At 40.6% G+C, this 19,178-nt stretch carries 16 protein-coding genes; 15 read left to right on the top strand and 1 reads right to left on the bottom strand.

The genetic code is table 11. The features are described from left to right. Positions 1-8: 8 nt before the first annotated feature. Positions 9-260, bottom strand: coding sequence for a DUF2627 domain-containing protein (locus tag N178_RS22685; protein ID WP_045295081.1), 252 nt, complete (start codon positions 258-260; stop codon positions 9-11). 176 nt (positions 261-436) lie between these two features. Here N178_RS22685 and N178_RS22680 point away from each other — a divergent pair, with 176 nt between their 5' ends. The 15 genes from N178_RS22680 to N178_RS22610 form a co-directional block, all read left to right on the top strand. Further along, positions 437-2,506 carry a sigma-54 interaction domain-containing protein gene (locus N178_RS22680; protein ID WP_045295080.1) on the top strand — a complete coding sequence of 690 codons (2,070 nt, stop codon included), beginning with the start codon at positions 437-439 and terminating at the stop codon, positions 2,504-2,506. Between the two features lie 238 nt (positions 2,507-2,744). Beyond that, on the top strand, positions 2,745-3,656 hold the full coding sequence (yqiS, locus tag N178_RS22675; protein WP_045295079.1) for a phosphate butyryltransferase: 912 nt from the start codon (positions 2,745-2,747) through the stop codon (positions 3,654-3,656). A gap of 12 nt (positions 3,657-3,668) precedes the next feature. After that, positions 3,669-4,772 carry a branched-chain amino acid dehydrogenase gene (gene bcd, locus N178_RS22670; protein WP_013059125.1) on the top strand — a complete coding sequence of 368 codons (1,104 nt, stop codon included), beginning with the start codon at positions 3,669-3,671 and terminating at the stop codon, positions 4,770-4,772. A 96-nt stretch (positions 4,773-4,868) separates the two neighbouring features. Further along, a complete protein-coding gene (gene buk / locus N178_RS22665) occupies positions 4,869-5,948 on the top strand; it encodes a butyrate kinase (RefSeq protein ID WP_375156313.1) in 1,080 nt (359 codons plus the stop codon). A gap of 28 nt (positions 5,949-5,976) precedes the next feature. Next, the gene (gene lpdA, locus N178_RS22660; RefSeq protein ID WP_045295077.1) at positions 5,977-7,398 is read left to right on the top strand and encodes a dihydrolipoyl dehydrogenase; all 1,422 of its coding nucleotides are present in this window, start codon (positions 5,977-5,979) and stop codon (positions 7,396-7,398) included. Between the two features lie 20 nt (positions 7,399-7,418). Then, positions 7,419-8,411 (top strand): thiamine pyrophosphate-dependent dehydrogenase E1 component subunit alpha, encoded by a 993-nt coding sequence (locus N178_RS22655; protein ID WP_013084976.1) that lies wholly within the window; start codon positions 7,419-7,421, stop codon positions 8,409-8,411. Between the two features lie 12 nt (positions 8,412-8,423). Then, the gene (locus N178_RS22650; protein WP_045295076.1) at positions 8,424-9,407 is read left to right on the top strand and encodes an alpha-ketoacid dehydrogenase subunit beta; all 984 of its coding nucleotides are present in this window, start codon (positions 8,424-8,426) and stop codon (positions 9,405-9,407) included. Between the two features lie 15 nt (positions 9,408-9,422). Continuing rightward, a complete protein-coding gene (locus N178_RS22645; protein ID WP_045295075.1) occupies positions 9,423-10,682 on the top strand; it encodes a dihydrolipoamide acetyltransferase family protein in 1,260 nt (419 codons plus the stop codon). A gap of 158 nt (positions 10,683-10,840) precedes the next feature. Then, complete coding sequence (locus N178_RS22640; RefSeq protein WP_045295073.1) at positions 10,841-12,877, top strand: acyl-CoA mutase large subunit family protein; 2,037 nt, start codon at positions 10,841-10,843, stop codon at positions 12,875-12,877. Beyond that, positions 12,870-15,020, top strand: a complete 2,151-nt coding sequence (gene scpA / locus N178_RS22635; protein WP_045295071.1) for a methylmalonyl-CoA mutase — start codon at positions 12,870-12,872, stop codon at positions 15,018-15,020. Before N178_RS22640 ends, scpA begins: the two co-directional genes overlap by 8 nt. Positions 15,021-15,036: 16 nt before the next feature. Then, the gene (gene meaB / locus N178_RS22630; RefSeq protein WP_045295069.1) at positions 15,037-16,032 is read left to right on the top strand and encodes a methylmalonyl Co-A mutase-associated GTPase MeaB; all 996 of its coding nucleotides are present in this window, start codon (positions 15,037-15,039) and stop codon (positions 16,030-16,032) included. Positions 16,033-16,225: 193 nt separating this feature from the next. Next, positions 16,226-16,663: a BrxA/BrxB family bacilliredoxin gene (locus tag N178_RS22625; protein WP_013084970.1), complete on the top strand. Its 438-nt coding sequence runs from the start codon at positions 16,226-16,228 to the stop codon at positions 16,661-16,663. A gap of 281 nt (positions 16,664-16,944) precedes the next feature. Beyond that, positions 16,945-17,748, top strand: a complete 804-nt coding sequence (locus N178_RS22620; protein WP_372451795.1) for a transporter substrate-binding domain-containing protein — start codon at positions 16,945-16,947, stop codon at positions 17,746-17,748. Between the two features lie 31 nt (positions 17,749-17,779). Continuing rightward, a complete protein-coding gene (locus tag N178_RS22615; RefSeq protein ID WP_013059114.1) occupies positions 17,780-18,439 on the top strand; it encodes an amino acid ABC transporter permease in 660 nt (219 codons plus the stop codon). Then, positions 18,432-19,178, top strand: a 747-nt coding sequence (locus N178_RS22610) for an amino acid ABC transporter ATP-binding protein (protein WP_045295065.1), incomplete at its 3' end; no start/stop codon positions are given. The genes N178_RS22615 and N178_RS22610, both read left to right, overlap by 8 nt.

The following is a 19,178-nucleotide window of genomic DNA, read 5'->3' as shown; positions in this document are numbered from 1 at the left end:
ACATCGCATTAATGCGATGTTTTTTTATCTTTTTGAAATCTGTTTTGAACTTTGTTTCGCTTGCGGTCTCTGTGCAGAATAAAGCCAGCAACAAATCCAAGGCCGATTACAAATAACAGAAGGCCGACTGAAAATTGCAAAAATAAAGAAGGGAACGGGGATTGCAGGATGCCAAAAAGCATATCTCTCATCAGTTTAATGCCATATCCAGCGAGTATACCAGGAATAAGTAAGATTAGCAGTGCGATAATTCGAACCATAACTGCTCCTTTCGCTTCTCTTTTTTAAAAATGAATGCGTTTACATTATGAAACCGTTATACTTGAATCATAAAAGAACTAAATAAATTGTCAAGAGCGTTTCTTTTTTTATATGATAGGTATATGCAATATTTTGCACGGAATATGTACATATTAAGTAGAAAAGGTGAAAAAATATGCAAAATGTGTTGATCGTTGGAGGAGGAAAAGGCGGATTAGCTATTCTGAAAATCTTGTTGGAAACCGAATTTATGAAAGTGATTGGTGTAGTAGACGTACGAGCTAACGCGCCGGCTGTTTTGCATGCGCAAGGACAAGGTATTTCAACCGGAATGAATTGGGAGCCTTATATGACAAAGCAGCTTGGCGTCATTGTTGAAACAACAGGTAAACAAGGCGTTTTTCAACAATTGCAGAGAAGCAAACCTGCTGATGCACTGGTGGTTCCGGGATTGGTTGCTGAAATTATGGCCAATCTGATGGAGGAAAAAGAAGAGTTAATTCAGCGGTTAAAGCAAGAATCGTATAAATATGATCTTATTTTTAACGCGGCTCATGATGCGATGGTCGTGATTGATAGGAATGGATATATTACGCTATTTAATCAAAGTGCCGAGCGGTTGACGAACTTTTCGCACAGAGATGTAATTGGTAAGCATCTTCATGAAGTCATTCCAAATAGTAAACTTGTTGATGTTCTTCATACAAAAACGATTGATCAAAATAGTGAATTTGTGTTAGATAGCGGACGGAAGGTAATTACGACTAGAATACCAATACTCGACGAGAATAGAGAGCTGTTTGGGGCCTTTTCGATTTTTAAAGATATTACGGACGTTGTGGGGTTGGCAGAAGAAGTTACGAACTTAAAAGAAGTACAAACTATGCTTCAAGCTATTATTCAATCTTCTGAAGAAGCTATTTCGGTTGTAGATGAAGAAGGAAGAGGGATTTTAATTAATCCTGCTTATACGAGAATTACGGGTTTAAAAAAGACGGATATTATTGGTCAGCCCGCGACTGCCGATATCTCTGAAGGAGACAGTATGCACATGAAGGTGCTGCAAACAAGACGTCCTGTTCGAGGTGTAAGAATGAGGCTTGGTCCGAGTAAAAGAGACGTAGTTGTGAATGTTGCCCCCGTTATTGTCGATGGGAAATTAAAAGGCAGCGTTGGCGTTATTCATGATATGTCTGAAATTCAAGAGCTTACAAATGAACTCAAAAGAGCGCGTCAAATTATCCGAACGCTTGAAGCGAAATATTCATTTGCTGATATCATTGGTCAGTCTGAAGAATTTCAGCTAGCAATTGAGCAGGCTAGACTTGCTGCTAAAACACCAGCTACTGTTTTGCTTAGAGGTGAATCTGGAACGGGTAAAGAGCTGTTTGCACATGCAATTCATAATGCGAGCAGCCGAAAGTTTAATAAATTTGTTCGGATCAACTGTGCTGCGCTTTCTGAGTCTTTGCTTGAAAGTGAACTTTTTGGGTATGAAGAAGGAGCTTTTTCCGGGGCAAAACGAGGCGGGAAACGAGGCGTTTTTGAAGAAGCCAATAACGGTAGCATCTTTTTAGATGAAATCGGGGAGCTCTCAGCTCATATGCAGGCTAAGCTGCTTCGGGTGCTTCAAGAAAAAGAGCTTATTCGCGTTGGAGGAACGACTCCTGTTCCGGTGAATGTTCGCGTTATTGCAGCTACGAATGTGAATTTAGAAAAAGGAATGGCTGATGGAAGCATCAGGCAGGACTTGTATTATCGGCTAAACAAAATTCCGATTCACATACCTCCTCTTCGGAAGAGAAAAGAGGATATTGGAGCACTTGTTACGCATTTAATTACAAAAATTAATCAAGATTACGGCCGGCATGTTGAAGGGGTAACAGAGCGGGCTTTACAATCATTAAGATCATACGACTGGCCAGGAAACGTCAGAGAGCTTGAAAACATATTAGGCAGAGCCATTATTTATATGCACTATACGGAAACAATGATTGATTCTGTTCATCTCCCTTCACTTGAAGGCAAGGGCAAAAAAGAAAAAAATCAGATGAACGAAGAGGTAGTATTCGAAGGGAAAACTTTGGCGCACATGATGGAAAATTATGAAGCTGAACTTATTCAAAAAGTGTTGCTTGCAAACGAGTATAACCGAACGAAAACAGCAAAACAGCTCAATATTTCCCTGCGTTCTCTGTATTATAAGTTGGAAAAATACAATCTTGCAAATAACAGCATGCAATAAAATGCATGGTGTGCAATTTATTGCATATAAATAGAGAGGTATTCTTTTTTTCTGTTTGTTGTTAGAATCAATAAAAAAAATTTTTTGTGCGTAAGAACGGATATAAGCAGCTATATTATGTAATATATGCAGGGGATGGCACAAATCTTGCATGTATTTTAGATGACTGCATAAATGCGCAGTATGCTCTTTAAAAAGGGGCAAAAGAAAGAATGAAAAAGGAGAGGTCGAACATTCCATGACTCTTGCTACCATCTTATCTCGGGTTGCTAAGCAGTCTTCTTTGACTGTTGCTGTTGCTGCAGCTGAAGACTTAGAAACAATTGAGGCAGTGTATGAAGCTGTGTCAAGGGAAGTTTCTGAATTTATTTTGTTTGGCAACGAAACGACAATTAATGAATTATTCAGGCATTACCGCCCATCCTTACTCACTCATAAGGCTGTGACGGTCGTACATACGGAGTCCGTTTTAGAAGCGGCTCAATTGGCTGTGCGTTCAGTTCAGCAAGGTCAAGCTCATATCGTAATGAAAGGGAATTTATCCACATCGCTTATTTTAAAAGCTGTGTTAAATAAAGAGCATGGTTTGCGTACGGGAAATGTTTTATCACATGTAGCGGTGTTTGACGTTCCTTACTATGACCGCCCTATTCTTGTAACAGATGCAGCTATGAATATTACGCCATCTCTGGAAGAGAAAGTTCAAATCATTCAAAACGCGGTGAACGTTGCTCACTCAATTGGGATAGAGGTACCCAAAGTAGCTCCTATTGCAGCGGTTGAAGTTGTGAACCCTTTGATGCCTGCAACAGTAGAGGCTGCACTTCTTACACAGATGAACCGCAGAGGACAAATTAAAGGCTGCGTTATTGATGGACCTTTAGCACTCGACAATGCCATTAACATAGAAGCAGCCAAGCAAAAAGGCATTCAAAGCGAAGTTGCCGGTCAAGCAGATATATTACTCGTTCCAGCAATTGAAACTGGGAACGTCTTATATAAATCCCTTATTTATTTTGCTAAAGCAAAAGTTGGAGCTATTCTAGCGGGGGCAAAAGCTCCGGTCGTCTTAACATCCAGAGCAGATTCATCAGAAAGTAAATTATACTCACTGGCGCTCGCTATCAGCGTCGCTCAACAGAATTCTTAGGAGGCACTAACAATGAAAATTTTTGACTATATGGAAACATACGATTATGAGCAGTTATTATTTTGCCAAGATAAAGATTCAGGCTTAAAAGCCATTATTGCAATTCATGATACAACAATTGGACCAGCTCTAGGCGGTACGAGAATGTGGACATATGAATCAGAAGAGGCTGCAATTGAAGATGCGCTTCGTTTATCACGCGGAATGACTTATAAAAATGCAGCAGCAGGCTTGAATTTAGGCGGAGGGAAAACGGTTATTATCGGAGATCCTCGCAAAGACAAAAACGAAGCGATGTTCCGTGCATTTGGTCGCTTTATTCAAGGATTAAACGGTCGATATATTACAGCAGAAGATGTGGGCACAACGGTAGAGGATATGGATATTGTATATGAGGAAACGGATTATGTAACGGGTGTATCTCCTGCTTTTGGTTCATCAGGCAATCCATCACCTGTCACAGCCTACGGTGTATACCGAGGAATTAAAGCAGCAGCAAAAGAAGCATTTGGAACAGATATGCTTGAAGGAAAAGTAGTAGCTGTCCAAGGCGTAGGAAACGTAGCATATAATTTATGCCGCCACCTTCACGAAGAAGGAGCGAAACTTATTGTAACGGATATTAATAAAGAAGCTGTTCAGCGTGCGGTAGAAGAATTTGGTGCGCAAGCAGTAGACCCAAATGATATTTATGGTGTAGAATGTGATATCTATGCTCCTTGTGCACTCGGAGCAACGATTAACGATGAAACGATCCCTCAAATAAAAGCAAAAGTTATTGCAGGGGCAGCTAATAATCAATTGAAAGAAACGCGTCATGGTGATTTAATTCATGAATTAGGCATTGTATATGCACCGGACTACGTTATTAACGCAGGAGGCGTTATTAACGTAGCTGATGAGCTAGTTGGATATAACCGTGAGCGTGCGCTGAAAAAAGTTGAAGGTATTTATGATAATATTGAAAAGGTAGTTGAAATCTCAAAACGAGATGGCATTCCAACCTATCTAGCAGCAGATCGCTTAGCTGAAGAAAGAATTGAAAAGCTGCGTCGTTCACGCAGTCAATTTTTACAAAATGGACAGCATATTTTAAGTAGACGTCATACGCGCTAATGTTTGAGCTGAAGGCTGGGCAAAAGGAATAAATGAAATCCTTTCGACCTAGCCTTCGTTTATGAGAATGATAAGGTAGGAGGACATGTGTTGGATATGCACGAATATCGAATGCTGATAATAAATCCGGGTTCAACGTCCACAAAAATTGGCGTGTTTCACAACGATAAACCAATTTTTGATCGAACAATCCGCTACGATTCACAGCAAATGAATCAGTTTGAGACGATATATGCACAGTATGAGTTCCGTAAAAATTCGATTTTAGAGGCACTTGATGAAGAAGGGATTAATTTATCTAAATTAAGTGCAGTATGTGGAAGAGGAGGGCTTTTACGCCCCATTGAAGGCGGCACATACGAAGTAAATCAAGCCATGCTCAAAGATTTAAAAGACGGTTATGCCGGCCATCATGCTTCAAATTTAGGCGGGATTTTAGCGTTTGAGATTGGGTCTGGATTAAATATTCCAGCGTACATTGTTGATCCAGTGGTGGTAGATGAGCTAAGTGACATCGCTCGTATCTCTGGAACTCCTTTTATGGAAAGGAAAAGCATCTTTCACGCGCTGAATCAAAAATCGGTTGCTCGAAAAGTGGCTAAAGAAATGAACAGCACATATGAACAAATGAACGTTATTGTTACCCATATGGGCGGAGGCATTACAGTTGGAGTCCATCAACGCGGAAAAGTAATTGATGTGAACAATGGTCTGCACGGTGACGGTCCTTTTAGTCCAGAGCGCGCTGGCGGTGTACCGGTTGGTGAATTAGTTCGTCTTTGCTTTTCAGGTCAGTATTACCGTGAGGAGATTATGAAAATGCTTGTAGGAAAAGGCGGGCTTGTCGGTTATTTGGGCACATCTGACGTGCAGAAAGTCGAAGAGTTAGTGAAAAATGGAAACGAAAAAGCTAAGCTTATCTACGAAGCAATGGCTTATCAAATTTCGAAGGAAATTGGAGCTGCCAGTACGGTTTTGTATGGAAAAGTAGATGCCATTATTTTAACGGGAGGCATTGCTTATTCAAAGGCTTTTGTTGAGCTGATTATTAATCATGTAAAGTGGATTGCAGATGTCATTGTTTATCCTGGAGAAAATGAGCTTCAAGCGCTAGCAGAAGGGGCTCTCCGAGTGCTTACAGGTGAAGAAGAAGTGAAGGAATATAAAGGCGCTTAATAGCGTTTGCAGAAAGGTGTGAAGCAGTGTGGCAAAAGAATATGATTTGGTCATTCTCGGCGGTGGAACCGGAGGGTACGTAGCAGCTATTCGTGCCTCTCAGTTAGGTCTATCAGTAGCGGTTGTGGAAAAAAATAAGTTAGGCGGCACATGCCTGCACGCAGGTTGTATCCCAAGCAAAGCTTTACTAAGAAGTGCAGAAGTCTATCAAACGGCTAAGAAAAGCAGTGAATTTGGCGTAGAAACGTCCAATGTACTATTGAACTATGCACGTGTACAAGAACGAAAGTCAGAAATTGTTTCACAGTTACATAATGGTGTCAAACAGCTAATGAAAAAAGGTAAAATTGACGTATATGAAGGGATTGGACGTATTTTAGGACCTTCTATCTTTTCTCCTATGCCAGGAACCATCTCCGTCGAATTAAAAAGCGGTGAAGAAAACGAAATGCTTATTCCAAAGAATGTAATTGTCGCAACAGGGTCTCGTCCTAGAACATTACCTGGTTTAACGATTGACGGAGAGAAAGTAATCACTTCAGACGAAGCATTAAAGATGGAAACACTTCCTGCTTCTATTATTATTGTGGGAGGCGGCGTCATCGGAATTGAATGGGCGTCAATGCTCACAGATTTTGATGTTGATGTAACGGTTGTTGAATACAGCGATCGAATTTTACCAACAGAAGATCAAGATATCTCCCGTGAAATGACGAAGCTTTTAAAAGCAAAAGGAGTTACTATTATTACTTCTGCTAAAGTAATGGCTGATACACTGTCTATTGATGGTCAGGTAAAAATTTCGGCTCAAGTAGGAGACGATATGCAAGAATATGAAGCAGAAAAGCTGCTTGTATCTGTAGGGCGTCAAGCGAATGTCGAAGGAATTGGTCTCGAGAATACCGATATTGTAGTAGAAAACGGTGTGATTGCCACGAATGATTTCTATCAAACGAAAGAATCTCATATCTACGCAATTGGAGATGTGATTGGCGGACTGCAGCTTGCACATGTAGCTTCTCACGAAGGAATTGTAGCTGTTGAGCATTTACACGGTGAAAAGCCTTTGAAGATTGATTATAGAACAATCTCTAAATGCGTATACAGCAGCCCGGAGGCAGCAAGTGTAGGATTAACAGAACAAGAAGCCAAACAGCAAGGGTTTCAGCTGAAGGTTGGAAAGTTTCCGTTTAAGGCCGTTGGAAAAGCTCTTGTGTATGGAGAGGCAGAGGGATTTGTTAAAATTATTGCTGATGCCAACACAAATGATGTCCTTGGTGTGCATATGATTGGACCTCACGTGACGGATATGATCTCTGAAGCGGGTCTTGCAAAGGTATTGGATGCTACACCATGGGAAATTGCTCATACCATTCATCCTCACCCTAGCCTTTCAGAAGCGATGGGAGAAGCTTCATTAGCTGTAGATGGAAAAGCGATTCATTTTTGATGATTAAAGGAGGTTTAAACATGACAAAAAACCGTCATGAATCATTAGGATTAACTGATGAACAAGTACTTGAAATGTACCGCACTATGCTGCTTGCACGAAAAATTGATGAGCGTATGTGGCTGTTAAACCGTGCAGGGAAGGTGCCTTTTGTTATTTCATGTCAAGGTCAAGAAGCCGCTCAGGTTGGCGCAGCTTTTGCCTTAAACAGAGAGAATGATTACATATTACCTTATTACCGCGATCTGGGTGTTGTGCTAGCATTTGGAATGACCGCCCGCGATTTAATGCTTTCTGGGTTTGCTAAAGCAGAAGATCCAAACTCAGGAGGTCGTCAAATGCCAGGTCACTTTGGCCATAAGGAAAAGCGAATTGTAACAGGATCTTCTCCAGTTACAACACAGGTGCCTCATGCAGTAGGAATCGCTTTAGCAGGACGATTGGAGAAAAAAGACTTAGTCACGTTTGTCACGTTTGGAGAAGGATCTTCTAACCAAGGAGATTTCCACGAAGGCGCGAACTTTGCAGGTGTTCATAAGCTTCCTGTTATCTTTATGTGTGAAAATAACAAGTATGCGATTTCTGTTCCGGTTGAAAAACAGCTAGGATGCGCAAAAGTATCTGATCGTGCGATTGGATATGGCATGCCAGGCTACACAATCGATGGAAACGACGTACTTGAAGTATACCGAGTGGTAAAAGAAGCAAGAGATCGTGCATCCAGAGGAGAAGGACCTACTCTTATTGAAACTGTTTCAGAACGTTTGACTGCCCATTCAAGTGATGACGATGATCGTGCATATCGCGGAGCAGAAGAATTGTCTGAAGCTAAAAAGAGCGATCCGCTTGCGTACTTTGCGACTTATTTAAAAGAGGTTAACGTGTTAACCGATGAACGAGAAAAACAAATGCTTGATGATATTATGAATATCGTTAATGATGCAACAGATTATGCTGAAAACGCTCCTTATGCAGAAGCGGAATCAGCTTTAAAATACGTGTACGGTGAGTAAGGAGGAGAACATATGCCGGTTATTTCATATATTGATGCAGTAACAATGGCCATTCGTGAAGAAATGGAAAGAGATTCCCGCGTGTTTGTATTAGGAGAAGACGTAGGGAAAAAAGGCGGCGTATTTAAAGCAACCAACGGGCTGTACGAGCAGTTCGGAGAAGAAAGAGTTATTGACACACCTCTTGCAGAGTCGGCCATTGCGGGGGTAGGAATCGGAGCAGCAATGTACGGTATGCGTCCGATTGCTGAAATGCAGTTTGCTGATTTTATTATGCCTGCAGTCAATCAAATTGTGTCAGAAGCAGCAAAAATTCGCTATCGTTCTAATAATGATTGGAGTTGTCCGATTACAATTCGAGCTCCTTACGGCGGCGGAGTTCACGGTGCTCTTTATCATTCTCAATCTGTTGAAGCACTATTTGCCAATACGCCAGGGTTAAAGATTGTGATGCCTTCTACGCCTTATGACGTAAAAGGATTATTAAAAGCAGCTATTCGTGATGATGATCCAGTTCTTTTCTTTGAGCATAAGCGTGCTTACCGTTTGATTAAAGGAGAAGTCCCTGAAGATGATTATGTACTTCCGATTGGCAAAGCAGACGTAAAGAGAGAAGGAGACGACATCACGGTTATTACATATGGTCTTTGTGTACACTTTGCTCTTCAAGCTGCTGAAAAACTGGAAGCAGACGGTATTTCAGCACACATCTTAGATTTAAGAACGGTCTATCCGCTTGATAAAGAAGCTATTATTGAAGCAGCCTCTAAAACAGGTAAAGTACTGCTTTTAACGGAAGACAACAAAGAAGGCAGCATCATGAGCGAAGTAGCAGCTATTATTGCTGAACACTGCTTATTCGATTTAGACGCGCCAATTCAGCGCCTTGCTGGCCCTGATGTTCCAGCTATGCCGTATGCACCAACAATGGAAAAATATTTTATGGTGAATCCAGATAAAGTAGAAAAAGCAATGAGAGAATTAGCTGAATTTTAAAAGGAGTTGTATCAATTGGCTATTGAAAAAATTACGATGCCGCAGCTCGGTGAAAGTGTAACAGAAGGTACAATTAGCAAATGGCTCGTTTCTGTTGGAGATCACGTAAATAAGTACGACCCTTTAGCTGAAGTCATGACGGATAAAGTAAATGCTGAAGTGCCTTCTTCTTTTAGTGGAACAATTAAAGAGTTAATTGCAGGTGAAGATGATACTTTACCCGTGGGAGAAGTGATTTGTTTAATTGAAGTAGAAGGAACTGTACTTCAAAAAGAACAGGAAACGTCTGATAAGACCGTAGAAGAATCAGCGCCAAAAACAGCGGACAGTCAATCCAATAAAAGCCGATACTCTCCAGCTGTTATGCGTCTGTCACAAGAGCATAATATTAATTTAGATACCGTGACAGGAACAGGTGCGGGCGGCCGCATTACAAGAAAAGATATTTTAGCTGTTATTGAAAAAGGTGGAGCTGCTGAAGTGAAAGAAACACCTGCATCAACAGTTCAGCCAGAAGCACCCGTAGCGGCAGCTGCTCCGAAAACGAAGCAGCCCGCGCCGGTTGTGTCTGCAGCAGGAGATCAAGAAATCCCTGTTTCAGGCGTGCGTAAAGCTATTGCAGCAAATATGCTTCGAAGTAAACATGAAATTCCGCATGCATGGACAATGGTTGAAGTTGATGTAACGAACTTAGTTTCTTATCGTGATTCATTAAAGGCGGAGTTTAAACAAAAAGAAGGTTTTAACTTAACGTATTTTGCGTTCTTCGTAAAAGCAGTGGCTCAAGCTTTAAAAGAATTCCCTCAAATGAATTCAATGTGGGCAGGAGACCGTATTGTCCAGAAAAAAGATATTAATGTATCCATTGCTGTTGCAACAGATGATGCTTTATTTGTGCCGGTTATTAAACAAGCCGATGAAAAGACAATCAAAGGCATTGCGCGTGAAATTACAGAGCTCGCGCAAAAAGTTCGTACGGGTTCATTGAAGTCTGAAGACATGCAGGGCGGAACGTTTACTGTTAACAACACAGGCTCATTTGGTTCCGTGCAATCAATGGGGATTATTAATTACCCGCAAGCGGCTATTTTACAAGTAGAATCTATTGTAAAACGCCCGGTTATTATTGATAACATGATTGCTGTTCGAGATATGGTTAATTTATGTTTATCACTTGATCACCGCGTGTTAGACGGCTTGGTGTGCGGCAGATTCTTGGCAAGAGTTAAAGAGATTTTAGAATCTACGTCTAAAGAGAATACGTCCGTCTATTAAAAAAAAGCAAATGGAGCTTTCTCCATTTGCTTTTTTATTTTGAAGCAATGATTGAACAATTTGTAAAAGATGTATTAAAATAAAAGAAGAATCATCAAACTTCAAAGTGTAATCATCTAGGTCTAGCAGGCAGCTATTAACTGTAAAGGGGCATGGAAATGAAAACAAATACATTATCATTTCATGAATTTACACGTACACCTAAAGAAGATTGGGCACAGGAAGTTAGCAAAAACACCGCGCTCGGCTCAAAAGAAACGTTAGAAAACATCTTTTTGAAACCGCTTTATTTTGAAAGTGATACGGCACATTTAGACTACTTGCAGCAGAGTCCGACGGGAATAGATTATTTAAGAGGAGCCGGTAAAGAATCATACATACTAGGGGAATGGGAAATCACCCAAAAAATCGACTTACCTTCTATTAAAGAAAGCAATAAACTTCTTTTACACAGTTTGAAAAATGGACAAAATACGGCCGCTTTTACGTGCAGTGAAGCAATGAGGCAAGGAAAAGACGTGGATGAAGCAACTGAAGCTGAAGTAGCCTCAGGCGCTACAATTTCTACTTTAGAGGATGTTGCTCATTTGTTTCAGCATGTAGCTCTTGAAGCTGTGCCTTTATTTTTAAATACGGGATGTACATCTGTTCCACTTCTTTCGTTTCTAAAAGCATACTGTGTTGATCATAACTTTGATATGAGACAGCTAACAGGTACAGTTGGAATGGATCCGCTCGGCACCCTTGCTGAATACGGGAGAGTTCCACTTTCTACTCGAGATTTATACGATCATTTAGCTTACGCAACACGTTTGGCTCACAGTAATGTTCCAGAGCTCAAAACAATCATTGTATCAAGCATTCCTTACCATAACAGCGGGGCAAATGCTGTTCAAGAACTAGCTTATATGCTTGCTACAGGAGTGCAGTATATTGATGAATGCATGAAACGCGGTTTGTCCTTGCATCAAGTTTTACCTCACATGACCTTTTCTTTTTCAGTTAGTTCACATTTATTTATGGAAATATCAAAACTTCGTGCTTTTCGTATGCTTTGGGCAAATGTGGTTCGTGCTTTTGATGACACGGCCGTTTCAGTGCCGTTTATTCATACGGAAACGTCACATCTTACACAGTCTAAAGAAGACATGTATACAAATGCATTAAGGAGCACGGTTCAAGCATTTGCTTCTATTGTAGGAGGAGCGGATAGTCTGCATATTGAACCATATGATTCCGTCACATCCTCATCTTCTCAGTTCGCTCATCGCCTTGCTCGTAATACTCACTTAATTTTGCAGCACGAAACACATATATCAAAAGTAATGGATCCTGCCGGAGGCTCTTGGTACGTTGAAGCTTACACACATGAATTAATGACAAAAGCTTGGGAGTTATTTGGCAACATTGAAGACCACGGCGGAATGGAAGAAGCTTTAAAACAAGGGCGAATTCAAGATGAAGTTGAACAAATGAGAGTAAAAAGACAAGGAGATATAGAGTGCCGAATTGAGCGCTTGATCGGAGTCACCCACTATGCTCCTAAGCAACACGTTGCATCCGAAGAGATAAAAAACACTCTGTCTAAAAAAGAAGAAAGAAAAATGAACAAATACAGCGACCAGAACGCTTCGGAATTCTCATCAAATCTTTTGCTAGAGGACTATACAAAGCTAGCATCCAAAGGGGTAACAGCAGGATGGATGCTAAAACAAATGGCGAAGCAGTCACAGCCTGACAGTGTTGTGCCGCTCACTAAGTGGAGAGCAGCAGAGAAGTTTGAAAAAATACGGGTTTATACAAAGGGAATGAGCATTGGCATTATGGAGCTCACCGATCCTAGCAGCCGTAAAAAATCTGAGATTGCCCGGTCTTTATTTGAAAGCGCAGGCTTTGCGTGTGAAACAATTAAAAACATAGATTCCTATGTCGAGATAGCAGATTGGATGAATGAACAAAAGCACGAAGCATATGTGATCTGTGGAAGTGATGAACTCGTAGAAAAGCTCTTAACAAAAGCGATGGCTTATTTTGAGGAAGATTCGGTTTATGTGTACGTAGTGGGAGAAGAACATGTATCACGCAAAACGCAGTGGCAGCAAAAAGGTGTAATGAGCGTCATACATCCTAAGACGAATGTTATTCAATGCGTTAAGAAGTTATTATGTGCTTTGGAGGTAGAAGTTCATGTATAAAAAGCCTTCTTTTTCTAATATTCCATTATCATTTTCAAAGCAGCAAAGAGAAGATGACGTGACTCAAAGTTCATTCACTGCTTTTCAAACAAATGAACAAATTGAATTAAAATCATTATATACAAAAAAAGACAGAGATAACCTCGACTTTATTCACTTTGCACCTGGTATTCCGCCTTTTGTGAGAGGACCGTATGCAACGATGTATGTGAATCGGCCTTGGACTATTAGACAGTATGCAGGGTACTCAACGGCGGAGGAAAGCAATGCCTTTTACCGCCGAAACCTAGCTGCTGGACAGAAAGGGCTGTCTGTTGCTTTTGACCTCGCTACCCACCGCGGCTATGACTCTGATCATCCAAGAGTTGTGGGAGATGTAGGGAAAGCAGGCGTGGCAATTGATTCAATGATTGATATGAAGCAGCTGTTTGAAGGGATTCCGCTTGATCAAATGTCCGTGTCAATGACGATGAACGGGGCGGTGCTTCCTATTTTAGCTTTCTACATCGTAACAGCTGAAGAACAAGGCGTAAAAAAAGAAAAGCTGGCTGGAACCATTCAAAACGATATTTTAAAAGAATATATGGTGCGCAATACGTATATTTATCCTCCTGAGATGTCAATGCGAATCATTGCGGATATTTTTAAATATACAGCGGAGTACATGCCGAAATTTAACAGTATCAGTATATCAGGCTATCATATGCAAGAAGCAGGTGCTCCAGCAGACTTAGAGCTTGCTTATACGCTTGCAGACGGACTTGAATATGTACGAACCGGCTTGAAAGCGGGAATTACAATCGACGCATTTGCTCCGAGGCTATCCTTTTTCTGGGCAATTGGAATGAACTATTTTATGGAAGTAGCGAAAATGAGAGCAGGGAGGCTGCTGTGGGCAAAACTAATGAAGCAGTTTGAGCCGGATAATCCTAAATCTCTAGCTCTTAGAACGCATTCTCAAACGTCCGGATGGAGCTTAACGGAACAGGATCCATTTAATAATATTATTAGAACATGCGTAGAAGCTTTGGCTGCAGTGTCAGGTCATACGCAGTCGCTTCACACAAACGCATTGGATGAGGCAATTGCTCTTCCAACTGATTTTTCAGCTAGAATTGCCCGAAATACGCAGCTTTATTTGCAAAATGAAACGGAGATTTGTTCCGTTATTGATCCTTGGGGAGGCTCTTATTACGTGGAATCATTAACGAATGAATTAATGATAAAAGCGTGGAAGCACCTTGAAGAAATAGAGCAGCTCGGCGGAATGACAAAAGCAATAGAAGCAGGCGTACCTAAAATGAAAATAGAAGAAGCAGCTGCGCGCAGACAAGCAAGAATAGACTCCCAGGCAGAAATTATTGTAGGTGTGAATCAGTTTCAGCCGGAGCAAGAAGAACCGCTTGATATTCTTGATATTGATAACACAGCAGTTCGAATGAAGCAGCTGGAAAAGTTAAAGAAAATACGCAGTGAACGTAACGAACAAGCGGTAATCGAAGCGCTTAATCGACTGACCACTTGTGCCAAAACAGGTGAAGGAAATCTCCTTGCTTTTGCGGTTGAAGCTGCAAGAGCTAGAGCTACACTAGGTGAAATTTCAGAAGCTATTGAGAAAGTGGCTGGAAGACATCAGGCTACTTCTAAGTCAGTGAGCGGTGTATACAGTGCGGAGTTTGTGCATCGAGATCAAATCGAAGAAGTTCGAGAGCTCACGGCTGAATTTTTAGAGGAAGAAGGAAGACGCCCAAGAATTTTAGTTGCGAAAATGGGGCAAGACGGTCATGATAGAGGATCGAAAGTGATTTCAACAGCCTTTGCTGACCTTGGATTTGATGTGGATATTGGTCCTTTATTTCAAACGCCTGAAGAGACAGCAAGGCAAGCTGTAGAAAACGACGTACATGTGATTGGCATAAGTTCTTTGGCAGCCGGGCATAAAACGTTACTGCCGCAGCTTGTTGATGAGTTAAAGAAATTAGAGCGCGACGATATCGTTGTTATTGTCGGAGGCGTTATTCCTAAACAAGACTATTCATTTCTTTTAGAACACGGCGCTTCTGCAATCTTTGGACCTGGAACAGTAATCCCAAAAGCGGCCGTTTCCGTCTTACATGAAATAAAGAAACGGTTAGAAGAATAGTTGGTGAAGACAATTGGTGAAATTAAAAACGGTACAAGATTATAAACAAGGGCTGCTTGAAGGGAAAAGAACAGCGTTAGCTCAAGCCATTACTTTAATTGAAAGTAAAGCGCTGAAGCATAAAGCAATAGCACAACAGCTGATTAAAGAAATCTATCCTCATACGGGGCATTCAGTGCGCATTGGTTTTACAGGTGTACCAGGAGCAGGAAAAAGTACGCTGATTGACAAATTTGGATCGTACCTATGCAAAAATGGCTATTCCGTTGCAGTTTTGGCAGTCGATCCAAGCAGTACCTTGTCTGGAGGAAGTATTTTAGGAGATAAAACCAGAATGGAGCTGCTTGCCAAACAAGAGAACGCTTTTGTCCGTCCTTCACCTTCTCAAGGGACGCTTGGAGGTGTTCATCTTAAAACGAGAGAAGCCATTTTTCTTTGTGAAGCGGCTGGGTATAACATCATATTTGTCGAAACGATGGGTGTTGGCCAAGGTGAAATGATAGTAAAAGAGATGGTAGACTTCTTTGTTCTGCTTGCTTTAACCGGAGCAGGAGATGATTTGCAAGGAATTAAAAAAGGGCTGCTTGAATGGGTTAATTTGATTTGTGTAAATAAAGCAGACGGAGATAACCGCCTAAAAGCAGAAGTGACTGCAAAAGAATACAAAAGTGTCATCGGTTTTCTTCATGGTCATTCCGGAGGATGGAAACCACAGGTCATCACAACTTCTGCTTATGAAGAAGCATCCTTTCAAAACTTGTGGAAGATAATTTGTGACTATAAGGAATGGATGAATAAAAAAGATCTGTTTTATGCAGTAAGACAAAAGCAAATGAAGGCATGGTTACAGGCAAGTGTTAATGAATATTTGCAAGAATCATTTTATGAACATCCTTTAGTTAAGCAAACATTAGGGGATGTTGAAAAACAAATGATGACGGGAGATGCCACAATGGCTGAAGCTTTCGAACACTTGATTAAAATCTATCAGCAGGCGATGAAAGAAATATAAAAAAGGATCCTGCACTTTATACGGATCCTTCTACACTAGGGAGTTAAGAGTATGGTTTTCTAGCTGTAAAAATAGTATTGCCATTTCTTTTCTTGTTTAATCTTGATTACCAAGAAAAAATGAGTCAAAGCAATCGCCTTTTTAGTTTTCGTTTGCTATGATAAAGAATAGATAGCAAAAGGGAGGTATGAAAATGAATATCGATTTTAACTTGTTTATGAACGACGTTGTTCGTCAAGCCCGCAAAGAAATTACAGCTGCTGGTTATACAGAATTAACGACGGCTGAAGCGGTAGATGAAACGTTTAAACAGCCTGGTACAACGCTTGTAATGGTGAATTCAGTTTGCGGTTGTGCAGGAGGTATTGCAAGACCTGCTGCAGCGCACGCTGTACATTATGATAAACGTCCAACAAACTTGGTTACAGTATTTGCTGGGCAAGATAAAGAAGCAACTGCACGTGCACGCGAATACTTTGAAGGTTATCCGCCTTCATCGCCGTCTTTCGCCTTATTAAAAGACGGAAAAATTATCACAATGGTAGAGCGTCACGAAATTGAAGGCCATGAGCCAATGTCAGTTGTGATGAAGCTGCAAGAAGCATTCGAACAGCACTGTGAAGAAGTGTAAGAGAGAAGCCGTTTTGAACGGCTTCTTTTTTTATGCATTTTTTTACCTATTTTTATGCAGACTTTCTAACGAGTGGAAAATGTTGAGAAAAGGTATTTTCAAATAGTGAAACTTATATTTAAAAAAGATATTGCATATTTATAATGTTGTGTTAAAATACATTTATATGAATATATATTTAAATTTCGACATTTACTTGCAATAGCAAAAAACTTATTTCATAATATTATTAATTTTTAAAAAATAACGTAAAGAATAAACTAGGGGGAACGAAGATGAAATTGAAGAAGTGGTTATCAGTAACGGCAATTGGTCTCTTAACAGCAGGCGTTTTAGCTGCATGCGGAGCAGGAGAAGGAACGTCTAACGGCGGAGCAAGCAGCGACGGCAAAGATAAAAAAGTACTCGTAATGGGAACATCAGCGGATTACCCACCATTTGAATATATTGATACGGCAAAAGGTGATAGTGAAGCAATCGGATTTGACGTAGATTTAGCAAAAACAATCGGTAAAAAGTTAGGCTATGACGTACAGGTAAAGGATATGGAATTTGGCGGATTAATTCCAGCTTTACAATCTAATAAAGTCGATTTAGTTTTAGCCGGTATGACGCCAACTGAAAAACGTAAAAAGAACGTGGACTTCTCAGACGTATACTATGAAGCAAAAAACATGATTGTATCGAAGAAAGATGCGCCAATTAAAAATGCAGAAGAACTAAAAGGAAAAACAGTCGGTGTACAAACTTCTTCTATTCAAGCAGACGAAGCAAAAGAAATTGCAAAAGAAGTTGACGGAGTAAATGTAACAACGCGTGACCGTATTCCAGAACTAATTCAAGAAATGAAATCAAATCGTATTGATGCAGCGATTATTGAAGATACAGTAGCAAAAGGGTATGTGAACAAAGACAAAAGCTTGCAAATGTCTGAGACAGGACGCTCAGATTCAAACAAAGGATCAGCAATTGCGTTTCCTAAAGACAGCAAGCTAACGAATGACTTTAACCGTGAATTAAAGAAAATGAAAGAAAATGGTGAATTAGATAAATTAATCGTTAAGTGGTTTGACGATCAAAAATAAGAATGACAGTTAGAGAGGAATGGAACTAGGCATGAATTTGGATTTTTCGCAAATCGTGCCTTCTATGCCTTATATTTTAAAAGGGATAGGGGTAACGATACAGATAGTCCTAGCTTCAGCAATTTTAGGGTTTGTGCTGGGAGTTATTTTATCATTATGTAAAATCAGCCGCAATAAACCTCTTCAATGGTTTGCGGATGCATATACGTCCGTGTTTCGCGGAACACCGCTTGTACTGCAATTATTATTAATATACTTTGGGTTGCCTCAGCTGCTTGGGTTTGATATTGCCCCGTTTCCAGCGGCCGTTGCTGCGTTCGGGCTAAACTCTGCAGCATATATATCTGAAATTATTCGCGCTGGTATTTTAGCTGTTGATAAAGGACAGCGTGAAGCGGCATTAGCGTTAGGAATTCCTTATCGCCGCATGATGGGACAAATTATTTTGCCACAGGCACTTAAAAATATTTTACCTGCTTTAATGAATGAGTTCATTACATTAACAAAGGAATCAGCTATCGTTACAGTTATTGGAGCACTCGACATTATGCGCCGTGCTTACATTGTAGGGGGAGAAAAATTCGCCTACCTTGAACCGTTAATTTTTGCAGGGTTGATTTATTATGTAATGGTAATGGGCTTAACGCTCCTTGGTAAAGCAGTCGAGAGGAGAATGAGAAAAGGTGATTAACGTTGAAAATTTACACAAATCATTTGGTAAGAATGAAGTTTTAAAAGGTATTTCAACTACGATTAAGGAAAAAGAAGTCGTAGCCGTTATTGGCCCTTCTGGTTCTGGTAAATCTACTTTTTTACGCTGTATGAACCTGCTTGAAGAACCGACGAGCGGATTAGTTTCAATTAACGGTCAAGTGATTACAGATAAAAAAACAAACATTATGCGTGTGCGTGAAAATGTAGGAATGGTATTTCAGCATTTTCACTTGTTTCCACATATGACCGTGCTTGAAAATTTGACGTATGCTCCGATGACGGTAAAAGGCGTGTCAAGAGAAACAGCTGTTGCTAAAGGCAAAGAATTACTTCAAAAAGTTGGACTTGCTCAAAAAGCCAACGAGTTTCCAAATCGCTTATCGGGCGGTCAAAAGCAGCGTGTAGCTATTGCAAGAGCATTGGCAATGGAGCCGAAAGTGATGCTGTTTGACGAACCAACCTCAGCATTGGATCCAGAGATGGTAAAAGAAGTACTAGATGTAATGAAGTCGCTAACGGAAACAGGAATGACGATGGTCATTGTAACGCATGAAATGGGATTTGCACGAGAAGTAGCGGATCGTGTGCTGTTTTTAGACGGCGGTGTGCTTGTTGAAGATGCGCCTCCGGCGGAATTTTTCTCAGCGCCTAAAAGCAAGCGTGCTAAAGATTTCTTAGAAAAGATTTTTATAATAAAAAAAAGTGCAGAAAGAAGT

The sequence above is a fragment of the Priestia aryabhattai B8W22 genome (genome assembly GCF_000956595.1).
In the GTDB taxonomy this organism is placed as follows: domain Bacteria; phylum Bacillota; class Bacilli; order Bacillales; family Bacillaceae_H; genus Priestia; species Priestia aryabhattai.
This window is presented reverse-complemented; position numbering and strand designations above follow the sequence as displayed.